This is a genomic window from Halomonas sp. A29 (genome assembly GCF_046723295.1).
In the GTDB taxonomy this organism is placed as follows: Bacteria; Pseudomonadota; Gammaproteobacteria; order Pseudomonadales; family Halomonadaceae; genus Halomonas.
The window spans coordinates 154060-168218 of record NZ_JAXQPR010000003.1 but is presented as its reverse complement, the minus strand read 5'-3'; the positions used below and the strand labels follow the sequence as shown (position 1 = coordinate 168218).

Genomic DNA, 14159 nt, shown 5'->3' with positions numbered 1-14159 from the left:
CACACCTGGGGGAGCATGAGGGTTGCCTGGAAGATAGCTGCCACCCCGAGGTTCGGCAAGCAAGCCGCCTGGTAGCGCTATCCGAATCAACTACGACAGGACGTAGCGATACCGGGTTGCAGCGCGCCACTCGCCGCATACTGCAGACAGCTAGTAAAGGCGCAAGCCGACTCGCGTAACGCGATTTCCCTCCATCTCGCTGACGACCCAATGAATGCCATGCCAATCGATATCGTCGCCGACCACCGGGTGGCCGCCGACGCGCAGCGAGACGAAATCGGCTAGTGTCATTTCGCTCTCGCCGGGGCTAAGTGTCAGACCATAGACGCCGGCGATGTCCCTCATGAGGGCATCGCCATCGAAAGTGAAGGTGCCAAAGAAGGCGCGCTCACGCTTGAGCTTGGCATCGCCACTGAACAGCCTGTTGAGTGCCGGCAGGTCTTCGCTGCGCCCGATCACGCAGATAATGTCGCCCGGCTTCAGTCGCGTACTGCCCTTGGGGTGCAACATGGCGTGCTGACGAAATAGTGCCGAAATCACTGCGCCGGAGGGAAAGCGCAGCAGGCGAATGGGAACGTCCTCGAGATCTTGGTTATCCACCTTGTAGACGAACATCTCGTAGTCGTTTTCCGGCAGGATTCCCAGCGGTCCCCGATGGTTTGGGGTGACTCCCAAGGGAATTTCCACCTTCGTCCAGCGCGCCATCAGCGGCAAGGTGCCTCCCTGAATCAGCAGGGACAGCAGCACTACGGCAAAGGCAACGTTGAAGTAGAGTTCGGCATTCTCGACCCCGCCGATGACCGGAAAGATGGCGAGCACGATGGGAACGGCTCCCCGTAGCCCCACCCAGGAAATGAAGCCTATCTCACGCCAGCGAAAGCGGAAGAAGGGCTTCACGGTGATCAGTACCGCCAGTGGCCGGGCGACGAAAATCAGGACCAATGCCACCAGCGAGGCCGGCAGCGCGAATTCAAGCAGTCCCGATGGGTTGACCAACAGGCCCAGAATCAGGAACAGGCCGATCTGGCTCAGCCAGGCCAGGCCATCGTGTACCGGGAGAATGAAGTTGAGGTGCCGGCCCGGTTGGTTGCCGATCATCAGCCCGGTCAGGTAGATCGCCAGGAAGCCACTTCCGCCGAGAAAGCTGGTCGCACCGAAGACACAGAAGCCCAGGCCCAGAGCCAGCAGCGAATAGAGCCCGGGCGCTAGGTCGAGCCAGCGCAACAGCTTGGCGCTCAACCAGCCGCCGCCCAGGCCGATCAGTGTGGCGAGGCCGAATTGCAGCACCATGAACATGACTAACTCGAGCGGGCCACGAATGTCTCCCACCAGCAGCTCGACCAGCAGCAAGGTGAGGAAGATGGCCATGGGATCGTTGGTGCCGGATTCGATCTCGAGCGTCGCGCTCACGCGTTCGTTGAGATGTACGCCCCGGCCACTCAGCATCGAGAATACTGCGGCTGCGTCCGTCGAGCCGACGATGGCACCGACCAGCAGACCCTGTACCAGGGAAAGGTCGAAGACCCACATGGCGAACAGCCCCACTACACCGCTGGTGACGAACACGCCCAGCGTGGCCAGCGACAGTGCGGGCTTGAAGCCGACACGAAAGGTCTTGAGCCGGGTGCGTAGGCCGCCGTCGAGCAGAATCATGGCCAGCGCAAGATGACCGATGAGAAACGCCAGCGAGTAGTCGTCGAAACGAATGCCCAGGATCCCCTCTTCGCCTGCCAGCATGCCCAGCCCCAGGAAGATCAGCAGCAGCGGCAGCCCGACCATTGACGAGATACGGCTGGCCACGACGCTAAGGGCGATCAGAAAGCCTGAAAGCAGGAAAAGGGTATTGATGGTGTCCATGCATGACCTCGAGCTGGAATGCCCCATTATGCCACGGGAGCCCATGGTCGAGGCAGGCAACACCTCGGCTAGCCATGGCTGGCATGACAGCGATAAACTAATTGCTTACTGAAATTTACGGTTTTCCTGGAGATTTCCATCCATGGCCAAGCCCCATCGGCGCTGCGTGGCTCGCGCCCTGGCTGGAACGATCGCCATTCTGATCATGCTGCTTTCCCTGCAGCTTCTGGCTGAAGCCGACAGGGACACCATGCCACTTCCCACATTGCCGCTGCAGCTCGACACGCTCGTCAAGGTGCCTTTCCTGCTGCAGGACGCCGAAACCCTGGCGCCAAGCGGAGCCTCGCCAGTGGTTGAGGTGCCACCTGTAGTCGAGGGCCCGGGAGTGCTGGAACGCCTGCTGCCGGTCGAGCATACCGCCGAGGAGGAAAGGCAGGCGCTGGAAGTACCCTCGGTGGTCAGCGAGCCGGCCGAACCCATCGTCCCGCCGCCCACGACCCGTCTGACGGTCACCCTCGACTGGTACCTCAATCCCCAGCACGCCACCTTGCTGGTGGCACGCGAAAAAGGCATGTTTGCGCGCCGAGGGCTGGATGTGGCGCTGATAGTGCCTGCGGATCCCAGCGTACCCACCAAGCTGCTTGCAGCAGGCCGAACCGATTTGGCGCTAGGACGGCAGCCCCAGCTGCATTTGCTGGCGGACAAGGGGGTACCCTTGGTGCGAGTGGCTACCCTGGTTGCGGCTCCCGTTTCAGGCTTGGTTCTGCGCGATAACCTCGAGGATGAGAAGCGCGAGATCCTCCTCGATGGCTTGCGCATCGGCTTTACCGATAGCGACGGGCGCGATGTACTGCTGGCAAGCATACTCACGGAGCTGCTGGGTGTAGCCAATGGGCTGGAACTGGTGGGGCTCGAGGAGATTGGTTACTCGGCTCTCGATGCTATGCGCGAGCAGCGTATCGATGGGATGATCGTGCATCATCGCTTCCTCCTACCTCGGCAGTTGGCCGATGAGGGGGTGATGACGCGCACACTGCCGATCGAGGCGTACGGGTTGCCCGCCCATGACGGCTTGATTCTGATGGCCAATCGTGACCAGCTCAACGGCAAGCGAGATGCCGTTCGGCGCATGGTATCGGCTCTCGAAGAGGCCGCTCTGTGGATCGTCAATCATCCGCAGGAAGCCTGGAAGCTGCTGGAAAGGGCTGAACCCGCACTCGCCGACCATACCGGCCGAGATACTTGGGCCGATATGTTCCCTCGCCTGAGCCTGCAGCCTGCGGCCGTGGACCAGGGGCGTTACTTGCGCTTCGAGCAGTTCCTGCTGGAAGCAGGTCTCGTCGAGGTCATTACGCCACTGGAGCGGCTCGCCATCGATCTCGGAACGGCCGCTCCCTGAAGCCCTTCAGCTCAGCGAGCTCAGGAATTCATTGACCGCCGTCTGGAATGCCTCTGGCTGCTCGGCATGCAGCCAGTGGCCGGCCTCTTCGAGGGTGACCAGACGTGAATTGGGCAATACCTCACGCAGGCTCGGCAAGGCTGAGTCCGGTACGTAATGGGATCGCCCTCCCCGCAGCACCAGCACGGGGCCCTCGAAGGCACCCTCCCCGGCCGGTTCTTGCATGATGTCGCGGTAGCCTGCCTCGATCTGCTCGAGGCCTACTCTCAGTGTCAGCCCACCGTCTTCTCCTCGCTCCAGATTGGTGGCCAGAAACAGTCTTGTGGCCCGTTCGTCGACATGCTCGGCCAACAGCTCATCGGCTTCGCGCCGATTTGTGGGATTGCCACGCTGAAGGTGCCTTAGCCCCGCGAATACGGCGTCATGCCCATGCCCATAGGCTTGCGGTGCGATGTCCGCCACGATCAGCGATGCCACACGCTCAGGCAACAGCCGTGCCAGGCTGATGACCACCTTGCCGCCCATGGAGTGGCCGAGCAGGTGTGCCTTCTCGATGCCGAGGCGATCCATGAGTGCCAGCAGATCCGTGGCCATCTCGCGATAGCTCATGCCTTCGGCATGCGGCGAACGGCCATGGTTACGCAGGTCAACTGCCACTACCCGTCGCTGGGCCTGCCACTGCTTGACATGTGAACGCCAATTGTCGGCACTGCCCAGCAGACCATGCACCACGATCAGAGGCGTGCCCGCCCCGCCGGTATCCTGGTAGTTGAGTTCGACGCTCATCCCTTCTCCCCGTGGTTGGCTTGACGATGTATGAATTCCTGCCGATCAGGAGCGCTGTGGCGCGAGGTCCTGTTGCCCGGTGAGTTCCACCATCCTGCGACTCAGCCAGGCCAGCAGCACGCCATACAGCGGCAGGAAAAACAACAGGCTGATACCAAGCTTGATGACGTAGTCCACCGTTGCGATTTCGACCCAGTTCGCTGCCATGAAAGGATCGGGGCTACGATAGAACGCCATGGCGAAAAATGCTGCGGTATCGGCAAGGTTGCCCAGCACGGTGGAGACCGCCGGTGCTATCCACCAGGCTCGCAGGCCGCGCAGACGGTCGAAGACCTGGACGTCGAGCAACTGTCCCAGGACATAGGCCATGAAGCTTGCCAGCGCGATGCGTGCTACGAACAGGTTCCCTTCTCCCAGTGCCTCTAGCCCGGCAAAACTTCCGCGCGGAAAGACCACCGAGACGACATAGGAGATGACCAGTGCCGGAAGCATGACCCGCATGATGATGGCCCGAGCAGGCCCTTTGCCGAACAACCTCACCGTGAGGTCGGTGGCAAGAAAGATGAAGGGAAAGCTGAACGCCCCCCAGGTGGTATGAAACCCGAACAGGGTAAACGGCAATTGCACGAGATAGTTGCTGGCGGCGATCACAAGGATGTGGAACGACACCAGCAACAGCAAGCAGCGGCGTTGCTGCGCTTCCGACAGTACGAACATGTATGAAGCCTTTTTGGTGGCCTTGGTTAGGCCATGTCGACTGACGAGGGGTGAGGGAACCCTCGCCGGCATCCGCCGAAAGCGGTTGCCGGAATTGAGGCGCAGATTATACGTGGCGCCGATAGCGCTGGCCATGGCGAGATCGCTTGTGCCATTGGCCAACAACGAGCGCGCCGCCCGGCGGGCGGCGCGAATTCAGAGGAGGCCTTGGGCTCAGACCTGGCGAGCCTCGTGGGCAGAGCCGATGTCACGCTCCTTCATGGCATCATGTACGTCCTGGAGGCTAGCAGGATCGTCGATGGTCGAGGGGACTCCGTACTCCTTGCCATCGGCGATGTTCCGCAACAGCTTGCGCAGGATCTTGCCGGAGCGTGTCTTGGGCAGCCGGTTGACCACCAATACCTGCTTGAAGCAGGCGACCGGGCCGATCTTCTCGCGCACCAGGGCGATCAGCTCGTTCTCCAGAGCAACCTCGTCGCCATCGAAACCGTCCTTGGGTATCACCAGGCCGACCGGGACCTGGCCCTTTAGGGCGTCGTGAATACCGATCACGGCACACTCGGCCACTGCCCGGTGTGCGCCGACCACCTCCTCCATTTCACCGGTCGACAGTCGATGCCCCGCCACGTTGATGACGTCGTCGGTACGCCCCATGATGAACAGATAGCCGTCATCGTCGAAGTAGCCACCGTCGCCGGTCAAGTAGTAGCCGGGAAAAGCCGCCATGTAGGCGCTGTGGAAGCGTTTCGGATCGCCCCATATTCCCACCAGGCATCCCGGCGGCATGGGTTGCTGTATCACCACGCTACCCTGCTGCATCGGTCCCGCCTGCTCGCCTTCGCGATCGAGAACTTTCACGTTGAAACCCGGCACCGGCACGGTGGCGCTGCCGGCCTTGGTCGCCATAGGCTCGAGCCCTTGCAGGTTAGCGGCGATCGGCCAGCCGGTCTCGGTTTGCCACCAGTGGTCGATTACCGGCACCTCTAGCAGGTCGTCGAGCCAGTGAAAGGTCGGTGGGTCGAGGCGCTCACCGGCCAGATACAGCGCCTTCAAGCAGGAGATGTCGTACTGCTGCAGCAGCTTGCCGTCGGGATCCTCCTTCTTGATCGCGCGAAAAGCCGTTGGCGCGGTAAAGAAGCTCTTGACCCGATACTGGCTGATCAGCCGCCAGAAGGCTCCCGCATCGGGCGTTTTGACTGGCTTGCCTTCGTAGACCACGGTGGTACAGCCACGCAACAGGGGGGCGTAGACGATATAGGAGTGGCCCACCACCCAACCCACGTCCGAAGCCGAGAAGAACACGTCGCCCGGCGCCACGTCATAGATGGTTTCCATGGAATAGTGCAATGCCACTGCATATCCCGCGGTATCGCGGACCACGCCCTTGGGTTTGCCGGTAGTGCCGGACGTATACAGCACGTACAGCGGGTCGCTGCCCTTGACCGGCGCGCACTCGGCGGGAGTTGCGTTCTGCACCAGCGTCGACCAGTCATGGTCACGTGCGCCGAGCTCGGCACGCTGCTGCTCACGCTGCAGGTAGATGCAGGCATCGGGCTTGTGCTCGCTGTGCTCGATGGCTGTATCGATGTTCGGCTTGTAAGGGATCACCCGGTCGATCTCGATACCACAGGAAGCAGCAACCATGACCTTAGGCTTGGCATCGTCGATGCGAACGGCAAGTTCGTGAGGAGCGAAACCACCGAAAACCACGGAGTGCACGGCACCCAGGCGCGCACAGGCGTACATGGCCACCAGCGCCTCCGGCACCATGGGCATATAGATGACGACCCGGTCGCCCTTCCCCACCCCCAGGCCCTGCAAGGCGCCGGCGAACAAGGCGACTTCATCGCGCATTTCGCGATAGGTCACGGTCCGTTTACTGCCGGTGACCGGGGAATCCCAATATATGGCCGGTTGATCGCCTCGTCCCTGGGCAACATGGTGGTCCAGCGCAGCATGGCAGATGTTCATCTCGCCATCCGAGTACCAGCGGGCATGGCCCTGCTCGTCATATTCTAGAATGGTGGTGGGGGGCGTGAACCAGGGAATACGGCGCGCCTGGTCAGCCCAGAAGGCTTCCGGCTGGTCGATGGAGCGTTGGAACTCGGCGTTGTAGGTTGTCATGTGTGTTATGTCCCGGCATCTCACGAAACTTTGATTGTTGACACTTTAGAGGTTTCTCTGAGGATTTCCTTCATACCATCGGCTAATTTTGCCCAGATGAAGGCAAAAAGAGCCTTGGAAAAGGTTTTATTGTTGACAATGAGGGCGTCCACGGTAGTGCGATGAGCCGTTAGGTTGATTCTTCGTTTGACAGTCGCGGTGTCACTATCAATGATGACTAAATCAGCAATGCCATGACCAAACTTGGGCACTGCCGGATCGCACCGTCTGCGACAGGTGGTTTGCGCCCTCTGTCGTGGGCCGAGGTAGCCGCCTGAAGCCGCCAGCCCGGAGCCAGGATATTGTTCGGGCAGCAACACGGGGAGATCATCATGAGCACCTCGAATACCGCTGCATCCCGCCTTCTCCAGGCCGGCAACCCGGCCATCGACCAGGCCACTGCCCTGTTGAAGGCTTTGGCGAATGACAATCGGTTGCGTATCCTCTGCCTGCTGGATGGGTCCGAGCTATCGGTGACTGAGCTCAACCAGCGGCTGGCTCTGAGCCAGTCAGCGCTGTCCCAGCACCTGGCGATTCTAAGGCGCGAAGGGCTGGTTTCGACGCGTCGAGCGTCGCAAACGATCTACTACTCGCTGCAAGGGGAACAGGCGCGCCAGATGATTGGAGCGCTCGTGCGCCTGCAAGATGCGTGACGAAGCCTGTAACGGGTATTCTATTCAGCGTCTCTCCCAACGGCTCGCATCGAGCCGTTCCAGCAGGCGCTCGACTCCCCCTGCCACGCCCTCGCTGATGGCCATGCCGAGACGTTTTCCCATGGCATGCCGAGCCTCAAGGCGCACACTGACGATCCGGGCTTCTTCCATTCGCGAGACGAGGTAGGCTTCGCTGGTACCCAAGGCGTCCACCAGCCCTTTCTCGAGTGCGTCATGGCCGTACCACACCTCGCCTGTTGCCACCTTGTCGATGTCGAGAGCCGGGCGGCGCTGGATAACATGCTGTTTGAACAGGTCGTGAATGTTGTCGAGGTCCGACTGTAACTTGTCGCGTCCTTCTTCGGTGTTCTCGCCGAACACGGTCAGGGTTCGCTTGTACTCGCCTGCCGTCAGTAGTTCGATATCGACATCGTGGCGCTTCAGCAGGCGATGAACGTTCGGCAGCTGCGCCACGACCCCTATGGAGCCGAGCACGGCAAAGGGGGCGGCACGCAGTTGGTCCGCTGCACATGCCATCAGGTAGCCTCCACTGGCCGCCACCTTGTCGACACATACCGTAGTGGAAAGCCCCGCATCGCGTAGCCGATCGACCTGGGCAGCCGCCAGGCCATAGGAGTGCACCAGCCCTCCCGCCGACTCCAGACGAATCACGACCTCATCTCCTTCGCTCGCCGCCGCCGTCACGGCGGAGATTTCCTCGGCGAGCCGCCCTGCCCCCGTAGCCTTGAGGTCGCCGTGAAAATCCAGCACCCACACCGTGCTGCGGGGTTTGTCGGCCTGCTTTCGGCCGGCCCGGGAACGGCTCTTGTCATCGCGCCGGAAGGCCTTGGCCAGGCGCTTGCGAGCACTCGGCTCGGTGGCGGCCAGGGACAGGCGCCGGCGACGATATTCGAGGCGCTCGTTCAACTCATCGACCCGCAGACGAACACGCTCACCCGTTTCGCCCTTGATCCGAGCGATCACCACTACCGCGACCACGACCAGCAGGGTCAGGATCGACATCTGCAAGACGAAACGTCCCATGTCCAACAGCCATTCATTCACGTTGCCACCCCTCTCTCTGCGTTGATCGCCCAATCGTGCCCTTGAGCGCAGTTACTGACAACGGGCTTGATTGAAACAGTCGTTTGAAATAACCTCTGACAGATGGACTGCCGAGTCCACCGATCATCAACAAAGGAAACGTCCCCATGTCCACCTCGACCCTAGACAAACTGCAAGAGCGTTTCGACCCCCAGGCTGCCCAAGGCATGGACGATATCTTCCAGTTCCACTTCAGCGACAACGGCAGCCACTACCTGGTCGTCAAGGATGGCACCATGGCGATCGAGGAAGGTGAACATGAAGATCCCTCCGTATCGCTCTCCATGAGCAGCGACACCCTGAGGGGCATCATGACCGGGGAAGTCAATGGCATGACGGCGTTCATGACCGGCAAGCTCAAGGCCACCGGTAACGTGATGCTGGCTACCAAGCTAACCAGTCTGTTCCCGAATCGCTGAACCACCGGCTTTCCGAATGCAGCGGACCGCCTTCGGGCGGCCCGCTGCATTTTCGTCAGCGTGACTGACCGATTCCGTCGGCCACCTCGGCAAGGTGAGTCTCGATCAATGCCCGCGAGATGGAATAGGGTGGCGGCAGTTGCGGTAGCCGCTTCGGGTGGAACCAGGCGGCATCGGCTATCTCGATACCGTCGATGCGAATTCGCCGAGTGGCCGCTTCGGCAAAGAAACCCAGCATCAGCGCATGCGGGAAAGGCCAGGCTTGGCTACGGTAGTAGCGTATCCGGCCTACACTGATCCCCACCTCTTCGTACACCTCCCGATGCACGGCCTCCTCGGCAGACTCTCCCGGTTCGATGAAACCCGCCAGAGTGGAATAACGGCCAGGAGGAAAGCGCGGGCTTCGGGCCAACAGCATGGCATCGCCATGAGTCACCAGGGTAATGATGCAAGGCGATATCCGGGGATAGTTACGGTGCCCGCACTGCTCGCAGTGCATGGCGAACTCGGCGTCGAGCCGTGAAGCAGGCGCGCCGCAGCGGCCGCAGAATCGGTGATCGCGCAACCAGGCGGCGACCTGCAGGGCGGTGGAAATCAGCGGGAACCATGATTCGGGGAGCCGGGAGAGCCATTGGCGTCCGTCAGGCCAGTCCTCCCCGGCCTGCTCTTCCACGGAAAGCGCGATCGGCTCGTCATGCCAGTAGGCCAAAGGCTGAACGCTGTCCGGCCAGGGTTGCTCGGCCTGCAGTGGGTTACCGTCGGGCCCGGGCATAATTTGCCCAGCCGCGACCCGGATCAGCCGCCCATGGTTAGCTTCAAGCGGCAACTCACGGCGCAGCATCGCTGCTCCCTTGGCGCTGATCCGGCAGCGTATCCCACTGGCAGCTGCCTGCAACCTGGCGGATCTGCTCGAGCTTGGCTTGATGCGCTGCCAGCTCAACGTCACCGGGGCGCAGCACGCGAAGGCTGCCGGGGGAAAGCGTCATGCGCTTGATCGAAAGGCCGCTGGCCATGGCCTGATTGCTGCTCCGCTCCTCCGCATCCAGCGACAGCGCTGTTTGCCCGCCGGTCATGGCGAGGTAGACATCGGCCAGGATCTCGGCATCGAGTAGTGCGCCGTGCAGCACGCGACGACCATTGTCGATTTCGTAGCGCTTGCACAGCGCATCGAGGTTGTTGCGCTGCCCGGGGTGGCGCTCGCGGGCCAGTTGCAGGGTGTCGAGGATGCGGCAGTGCTCCGCCACCGGCCCCAGCCGCGGCTCACCGCGCGAGCCCAGCAGCAGCGTGAATTCGTGGTCGATGAAGCCGACATCGAACGCAGCGTTGTGGATTACCAGCTCCGCACCACGAATGAATTCCCAGAAGGCATCGGCGACTTCGGCAAATACAGGCTTGTCGACGAGAAATTCATTGGTGATGCCATGCACGCCAATCGCCTCGGCCTCGACCTCACGCTGTGGATTGATGTACTGATGGTAGGTATTGCCGGTGAGGCGCCGGTTGATGAGTTCCACGGCGCCGATCTCGATCAGTCGGTGCCCTTCGCGGGGGTCGATGCCGGTGGTTTCGGTATCCAGAACGATCTGACGCATGATCTAGGACTCAGGTTGAGTGGTTTGCGACTTGCTACGGGTCCAGTGGGCGTCGATGGCGGCGTTGGCCAGCGCATCGGCACGCTCGTTGCCGGGGTGGCCACTGTGCCCTTTGACCCAGTGCCATTGGATACGGTGCCGATGGGTTTCCTCGAGCAGCTCCCGCCACAGCTCGGCGTTCTTGACCGGCTGCTTGCTTGCCGTCTTCCAGTTGCGCTTCATCCAGCCGTGTATCCATTCGGTGATGCCGCGGCGAAGATACTCGGAATCGGTCCACAGCTCGACTTCGCAGGCCTGCTTGAGCGCTCGCAGGGCCATGATTGCGGCCATCAGTTCCATCCGGTTATTGGTGGTGGTCGCCTCGAAGCCGTTCAGGGTCTTCTCGTGCCGGCCGCTATGCAGCACGGCCCCCCATCCGCCCGGCCCTGGGTTCCCACGGCAGGCGCCATCGGTATGAATGATGACTTTGGGTAGCGGCTTGTCGGGGTCACTGGCACTCAACTTCGGTGGTCCTTCTGCTCGGTTCCGGTGCGGTACTGCCGACACGCGTGGCGTGGCCCAGCGCACCACCGCCCAAGGTACCCTGCAGCCGCAAGCTGGGACGCTGGCTCTGAGCGAGCCGGCTTCGGCGGCGGGCGTGAATGATATAGCTGTCACCCAGCGGCACGTTGTGGCGTCGCCCCAGCGTTTCCAGCGTTGCATTGGTAGGCAGGCTGCCGGGGAGATGAAAGCCGCAGTAGTCTACCCGCTCGACGCGGAAGTCGACAAATGCAAGCCAGTCGCCCAGCTTGGAGGGGGTGCGCCAGTGGCCGCGCCAGGGCAAGCGACTGCGACGCCCAGGTGCGAGCCGTGAGAGCCCGGTCAGGCCCAACGGAGCCCAACCGAGTATGACCAGGCACCCATCGTCGGCGGTGACCCGAGCGGCTTCCTGCAGCAACCGGTGGGGTTCGTCGACGACCTCCAGTAGATGGTGGACGATGACCAGGTGGAGGCACTCATCGGGCAACGCGAGCGCGTCGAGGGGGCACACTAGGGTGGAAGCATTCTCGGATAGTTCGGCTGTCGGGACCCAGCGTATGTTATGGCGAATGGGCGACATGTCGGTAAGCGAGGGACCCATGCCAAGCTCCAGACTATGGCCACCGTGCAGGCTCTCGCAGATCGGCCCCAGGCAGGCCCGCTCGGCGCGCCAGTGGGCCTGGCCGTCGTCGCTGGACCAGTAGCGGCGTCCTTCACGATACAGCTGAGTCAGGGCCAGCGCTTCATGCGGGTTTGACATTGCTGACCATTACCTCCATGATCACCGGTTTTGCAGGTCATTTCTTGCATTTTAACCGTGCACAGCCCGTCGAAAGTCCGAGAGCCATAGTGGTCCCGGGCCGTGGCGCCGAGTGCGAGGAAACGGGCCAACGACCGCCACTCACTTCGGTTGACGACGCGACGAAGGACAGACCGCTTATGCTGAGCGTGACACCGATTCCCGCTTTTAGCGACAACTATATATGGCTCATGCGCCAGGATACGAGCCCCGAAGCCTGTGTCGTGGATCCAGGCGATGCAGAGCCGGTCATTCGCATTCTCGAGCAAGAGGGTCTCACTCTCGGCTCTATTCTCATCACTCATCACCACCACGATCACACCGGCGGCCTGCCGGAACTCATCGATCGTTACTCGCCGCAGGTGATCGGCCCCGATAATCCAGGCATCGCTGGCCTCACGGAACGTGTTGGAAACGGCGACACCTGTCGGGTCATGGGGCGGCGCTTCGATGTGTATGAGGTACCCGGGCACACTCTCGACCACATTGCCTTCTTTACTGCCGGCATACCGCCGCTGCTGTTCTGTGGTGATGCCCTGTTCTCCGCGGGCTGCGGCCGGCTGTTCGAGGGCACTCCCGAGCAGATGTATCGATCCCTGCAGACCCTGGCCGGACTGCCGGACGACACGCTGCTGTTCGCCGCGCATGAGTACACGCTGGCCAATCTGAAATTTGCCCAGGCCGCCGACCCGCACAACCGCGACGTTGGCGATGCCCTGGTCGAGGCCCAGCGCATCCGCGCTCTCGACCGCCCCACGCTGCCGAGCCATCTGGCCCGGGAAAAGCGCATCAATCCCTTCTTGCGCTGTGACGATCCCGATGTACGTGCGACGGCTTCGCAGCATGGCAGTACCGATACCGACCAGGCCACTTTCACCACCCTGCGCGCCTGGAAAGATAGTTTTTAAAGTCAGTTTCCAAAGACAGTTTTGAGAATCGACGCATCCCATGGGCGGTGTGAACAAGCCCTGAAGGAGAACGGAATGACCTACCGAACGACACGGCAATGGACCTTGGCCCTTGCCGGTGGCATCGCTTTGATCGGTGCGCTGTCGGCGACCAGTCCGGCGCTGCTGGCAAGCCCGCATCCCGGGGCTACGCCGCCCCTCCCCACCCACCATTTCTGGGACGACCTGAGCCTCGATTTCCTGCCCGGGGATGCCTGGGAGCGGTTGCGCGACAACCTGGAGTGGCATGATCGTCGCCACGATGCCAGGGTGCAGCAATGGATCGACCACTACCGTGCCAACCCAGGCAACATCGTCGAGATCATCGAGCGCGCCCGTCCTTGGATGGCCTGGATCACCGAGCAGGTCGAGCTACGCGGGCTGCCCGGCGAGATCGGTCTGATCCCCTTCGTGGAGAGTTCCTACGATCCCCAGGCGCGCAGTCATCGAGGCGCCGCTGGTCTGTGGCAGTTCATGCCCGGCACCGCCGATGCCCTGGGCTTGCATCGCCGCAATGGCTACGACGCTCGCCTCGACGTAATCGCCTCGACCCAGGCAGCGCTGGACTACATCGAACTGCAGGCCGACCAGTGGTACGAAGGGGACATCGAGCTCTCGCTTGCGGCCTACAATGCCGGTGCGGGCACCGTCAATCGGGCGCGACACGCTGCAGCGGCACGTGGGGCGCCCAGTGACTACTGGAACCTGCAATTGCCCAGCGAGACGATGAACTACCTGCCCAAGCTCAATGCCATTGCTGCCATCATCGACGACCCTGAGGCCCATGGCGTCGCACTGCCCGAGATCGACGACGCCCCCGCTTTCGCCAAGGTGCCGGTCAATGCGCCCATCAACCTGTCGCAGTTGGCCAGCGTAGCCGGGGTGGACCAGGCGGAACTCGCCGCCCTGAACCCTGGGTTGACCAATGGCAGTGCCAGCCCCGCCACGGTCGACGTGGTACTGGTGCCCATCGAACAGGAAGAGGCGGTACTGGCTGAACTCAATGCGCCGTCTCCATCGGTTCCCCATGAAGGTGAACAGTACCTCGTCCAACGTGGCGACAGCCTTTCTGCCATCGCCAGCCGTCACGGCATCAGCGTGGACGAACTACGCCAGCACAATGGCCTCAATGGCGATGCCATTCGCACCGGCCAACAGCTCGATATTCCTCGCCGCAGTCTTGCGGCGCGCTGAGTCAGGCAAT

The 14159-nt window shown here is 61.9% G+C and carries 15 protein-coding genes; 5 read left to right on the top strand and 10 right to left on the bottom strand.

The window, feature by feature from the left end; translation table 11 throughout:
* Positions 1 to 150: 150 nt before the first annotated feature.
* Complete coding sequence (locus SPH52_RS06820; protein WP_411794251.1) at positions 151 to 1857, bottom strand: potassium/proton antiporter; 1707 nt, start codon at positions 1855 to 1857, stop codon at positions 151 to 153.
* A gap of 142 nt (positions 1858 to 1999) precedes the next feature.
* Here SPH52_RS06820 and SPH52_RS06815 point away from each other — a divergent pair, with 142 nt between their 5' ends.
* Positions 2000 to 3256 carry an ABC transporter substrate-binding protein gene (locus tag SPH52_RS06815; RefSeq protein ID WP_411794250.1) on the top strand — a complete coding sequence of 419 codons (1257 nt, stop codon included), beginning with the start codon at positions 2000 to 2002 and terminating at the stop codon, positions 3254 to 3256.
* Positions 3257 to 3262: 6 nt separating this feature from the next.
* Here SPH52_RS06815 and SPH52_RS06810 read toward each other — a convergent pair whose 3' ends face one another.
* The 4 genes from SPH52_RS06810 to SPH52_RS06795 all read right to left on the bottom strand — a co-directional run bounded on the left by SPH52_RS06810 (position 3263) and on the right by SPH52_RS06795 (position 7242).
* A complete protein-coding gene (locus SPH52_RS06810) occupies positions 3263 to 4042 on the bottom strand; it encodes an alpha/beta fold hydrolase (protein WP_411794249.1) in 780 nt (259 codons plus the stop codon).
* A gap of 45 nt (positions 4043 to 4087) precedes the next feature.
* Positions 4088 to 4759: a 7-cyano-7-deazaguanine/7-aminomethyl-7-deazaguanine transporter gene (locus tag SPH52_RS06805; RefSeq protein ID WP_411794545.1), complete on the bottom strand. Its 672-nt coding sequence runs from the start codon at positions 4757 to 4759 to the stop codon at positions 4088 to 4090.
* A gap of 213 nt (positions 4760 to 4972) precedes the next feature.
* A complete protein-coding gene (locus SPH52_RS06800) occupies positions 4973 to 6883 on the bottom strand; it encodes a propionyl-CoA synthetase (RefSeq protein WP_411794248.1) in 1911 nt (636 codons plus the stop codon).
* A gap of 20 nt (positions 6884 to 6903) precedes the next feature.
* Positions 6904 to 7242: a hypothetical protein gene (locus SPH52_RS06795; RefSeq protein ID WP_411794247.1), complete on the bottom strand. Its 339-nt coding sequence runs from the start codon at positions 7240 to 7242 to the stop codon at positions 6904 to 6906.
* A gap of 12 nt (positions 7243 to 7254) precedes the next feature.
* Between SPH52_RS06795 and SPH52_RS06790 the strand changes: the two genes are divergently transcribed.
* Entirely contained in the window at positions 7255 to 7575 is a 321-nt protein-coding gene (locus tag SPH52_RS06790) for an ArsR/SmtB family transcription factor (protein WP_411794246.1), read from the top strand.
* Between the two features lie 24 nt (positions 7576 to 7599).
* Here SPH52_RS06790 and sohB read toward each other — a convergent pair whose 3' ends face one another.
* A complete protein-coding gene (gene sohB, locus SPH52_RS06785; protein WP_411794245.1) occupies positions 7600 to 8640 on the bottom strand; it encodes a protease SohB in 1041 nt (346 codons plus the stop codon).
* 146 nt (positions 8641 to 8786) lie between these two features.
* Here sohB and SPH52_RS06780 point away from each other — a divergent pair, with 146 nt between their 5' ends.
* Complete coding sequence (locus SPH52_RS06780; protein WP_411794244.1) at positions 8787 to 9098, top strand: SCP2 sterol-binding domain-containing protein; 312 nt, start codon at positions 8787 to 8789, stop codon at positions 9096 to 9098.
* 55 nt (positions 9099 to 9153) lie between these two features.
* Here SPH52_RS06780 and nudC read toward each other — a convergent pair whose 3' ends face one another.
* The 4 genes from nudC to SPH52_RS06760 are packed head-to-tail and all read right to left on the bottom strand — an operon-like array spanning position 9154 to position 11969.
* Positions 9154 to 9939, bottom strand: a complete 786-nt coding sequence (gene nudC / locus SPH52_RS06775; protein ID WP_411794243.1) for an NAD(+) diphosphatase — start codon at positions 9937 to 9939, stop codon at positions 9154 to 9156.
* On the bottom strand, positions 9926 to 10690 hold the full coding sequence (gene dnaQ / locus SPH52_RS06770) for a DNA polymerase III subunit epsilon (RefSeq protein ID WP_411794242.1): 765 nt from the start codon (positions 10688 to 10690) through the stop codon (positions 9926 to 9928). The genes nudC and dnaQ overlap by 14 nt, the downstream gene beginning before the upstream one ends.
* Positions 10691 to 10693: 3 nt before the next feature.
* Positions 10694 to 11191: a ribonuclease HI gene (gene rnhA / locus SPH52_RS06765; protein ID WP_411794241.1), complete on the bottom strand. Its 498-nt coding sequence runs from the start codon at positions 11189 to 11191 to the stop codon at positions 10694 to 10696.
* Positions 11178 to 11969, bottom strand: coding sequence for a class I SAM-dependent methyltransferase (locus tag SPH52_RS06760; RefSeq protein ID WP_411794240.1), 792 nt, complete (start codon positions 11967 to 11969; stop codon positions 11178 to 11180). The genes rnhA and SPH52_RS06760 overlap by 14 nt, the downstream gene beginning before the upstream one ends.
* A gap of 179 nt (positions 11970 to 12148) precedes the next feature.
* On the opposite strand from SPH52_RS06760, the gene gloB reads away from it, so the two are divergent.
* Positions 12149 to 12916 (top strand): hydroxyacylglutathione hydrolase, encoded by a 768-nt coding sequence (gene gloB / locus SPH52_RS06755; RefSeq protein ID WP_411794239.1) that lies wholly within the window; start codon positions 12149 to 12151, stop codon positions 12914 to 12916.
* Positions 12917 to 12991: 75 nt separating this feature from the next.
* Positions 12992 to 14149 (top strand): transglycosylase SLT domain-containing protein, encoded by a 1158-nt coding sequence (locus tag SPH52_RS06750; RefSeq protein ID WP_411794238.1) that lies wholly within the window; start codon positions 12992 to 12994, stop codon positions 14147 to 14149.
* Positions 14150 to 14159 lie beyond the last annotated feature (10 nt).

What these genes read in the sequence shown, in the direction of transcription:
- SPH52_RS06820 (WP_411794251.1), bottom strand. Translation starts at nt 1,857, where the DNA reads ATGGACACCATCAATACCCTTTTCCTGCTTTCAGGCTTTCTGATCGCC.
- SPH52_RS06815 (WP_411794250.1), top strand. Translation starts at nt 2,000, where the DNA reads ATGGCCAAGCCCCATCGGCGCTGCGTGGCTCGCGCCCTGGCTGGAACG.
- SPH52_RS06810 (WP_411794249.1), bottom strand. Translation starts at nt 4,042, where the DNA reads ATGAGCGTCGAACTCAACTACCAGGATACCGGCGGGGCGGGCACGCCT.
- SPH52_RS06805 (WP_411794545.1), bottom strand. Translation starts at nt 4,759, where the DNA reads ATGTTCGTACTGTCGGAAGCGCAGCAACGCCGCTGCTTGCTGTTGCTG.
- SPH52_RS06800 (WP_411794248.1), bottom strand. Translation starts at nt 6,883, where the DNA reads ATGACAACCTACAACGCCGAGTTCCAACGCTCCATCGACCAGCCGGAA.
- SPH52_RS06790 (WP_411794246.1), top strand. Translation starts at nt 7,255, where the DNA reads ATGAGCACCTCGAATACCGCTGCATCCCGCCTTCTCCAGGCCGGCAAC.
- SPH52_RS06780 (WP_411794244.1), top strand. Translation starts at nt 8,787, where the DNA reads ATGTCCACCTCGACCCTAGACAAACTGCAAGAGCGTTTCGACCCCCAG.
- nudC (WP_411794243.1), bottom strand. Translation starts at nt 9,939, where the DNA reads ATGCTGCGCCGTGAGTTGCCGCTTGAAGCTAACCATGGGCGGCTGATC.
- dnaQ (WP_411794242.1), bottom strand. Translation starts at nt 10,690, where the DNA reads ATGCGTCAGATCGTTCTGGATACCGAAACCACCGGCATCGACCCCCGC.
- SPH52_RS06760 (WP_411794240.1), bottom strand. Translation starts at nt 11,969, where the DNA reads ATGTCAAACCCGCATGAAGCGCTGGCCCTGACTCAGCTGTATCGTGAA.
- gloB (WP_411794239.1), top strand. Translation starts at nt 12,149, where the DNA reads ATGCTGAGCGTGACACCGATTCCCGCTTTTAGCGACAACTATATATGG.
- SPH52_RS06750 (WP_411794238.1), top strand. Translation starts at nt 12,992, where the DNA reads ATGACCTACCGAACGACACGGCAATGGACCTTGGCCCTTGCCGGTGGC.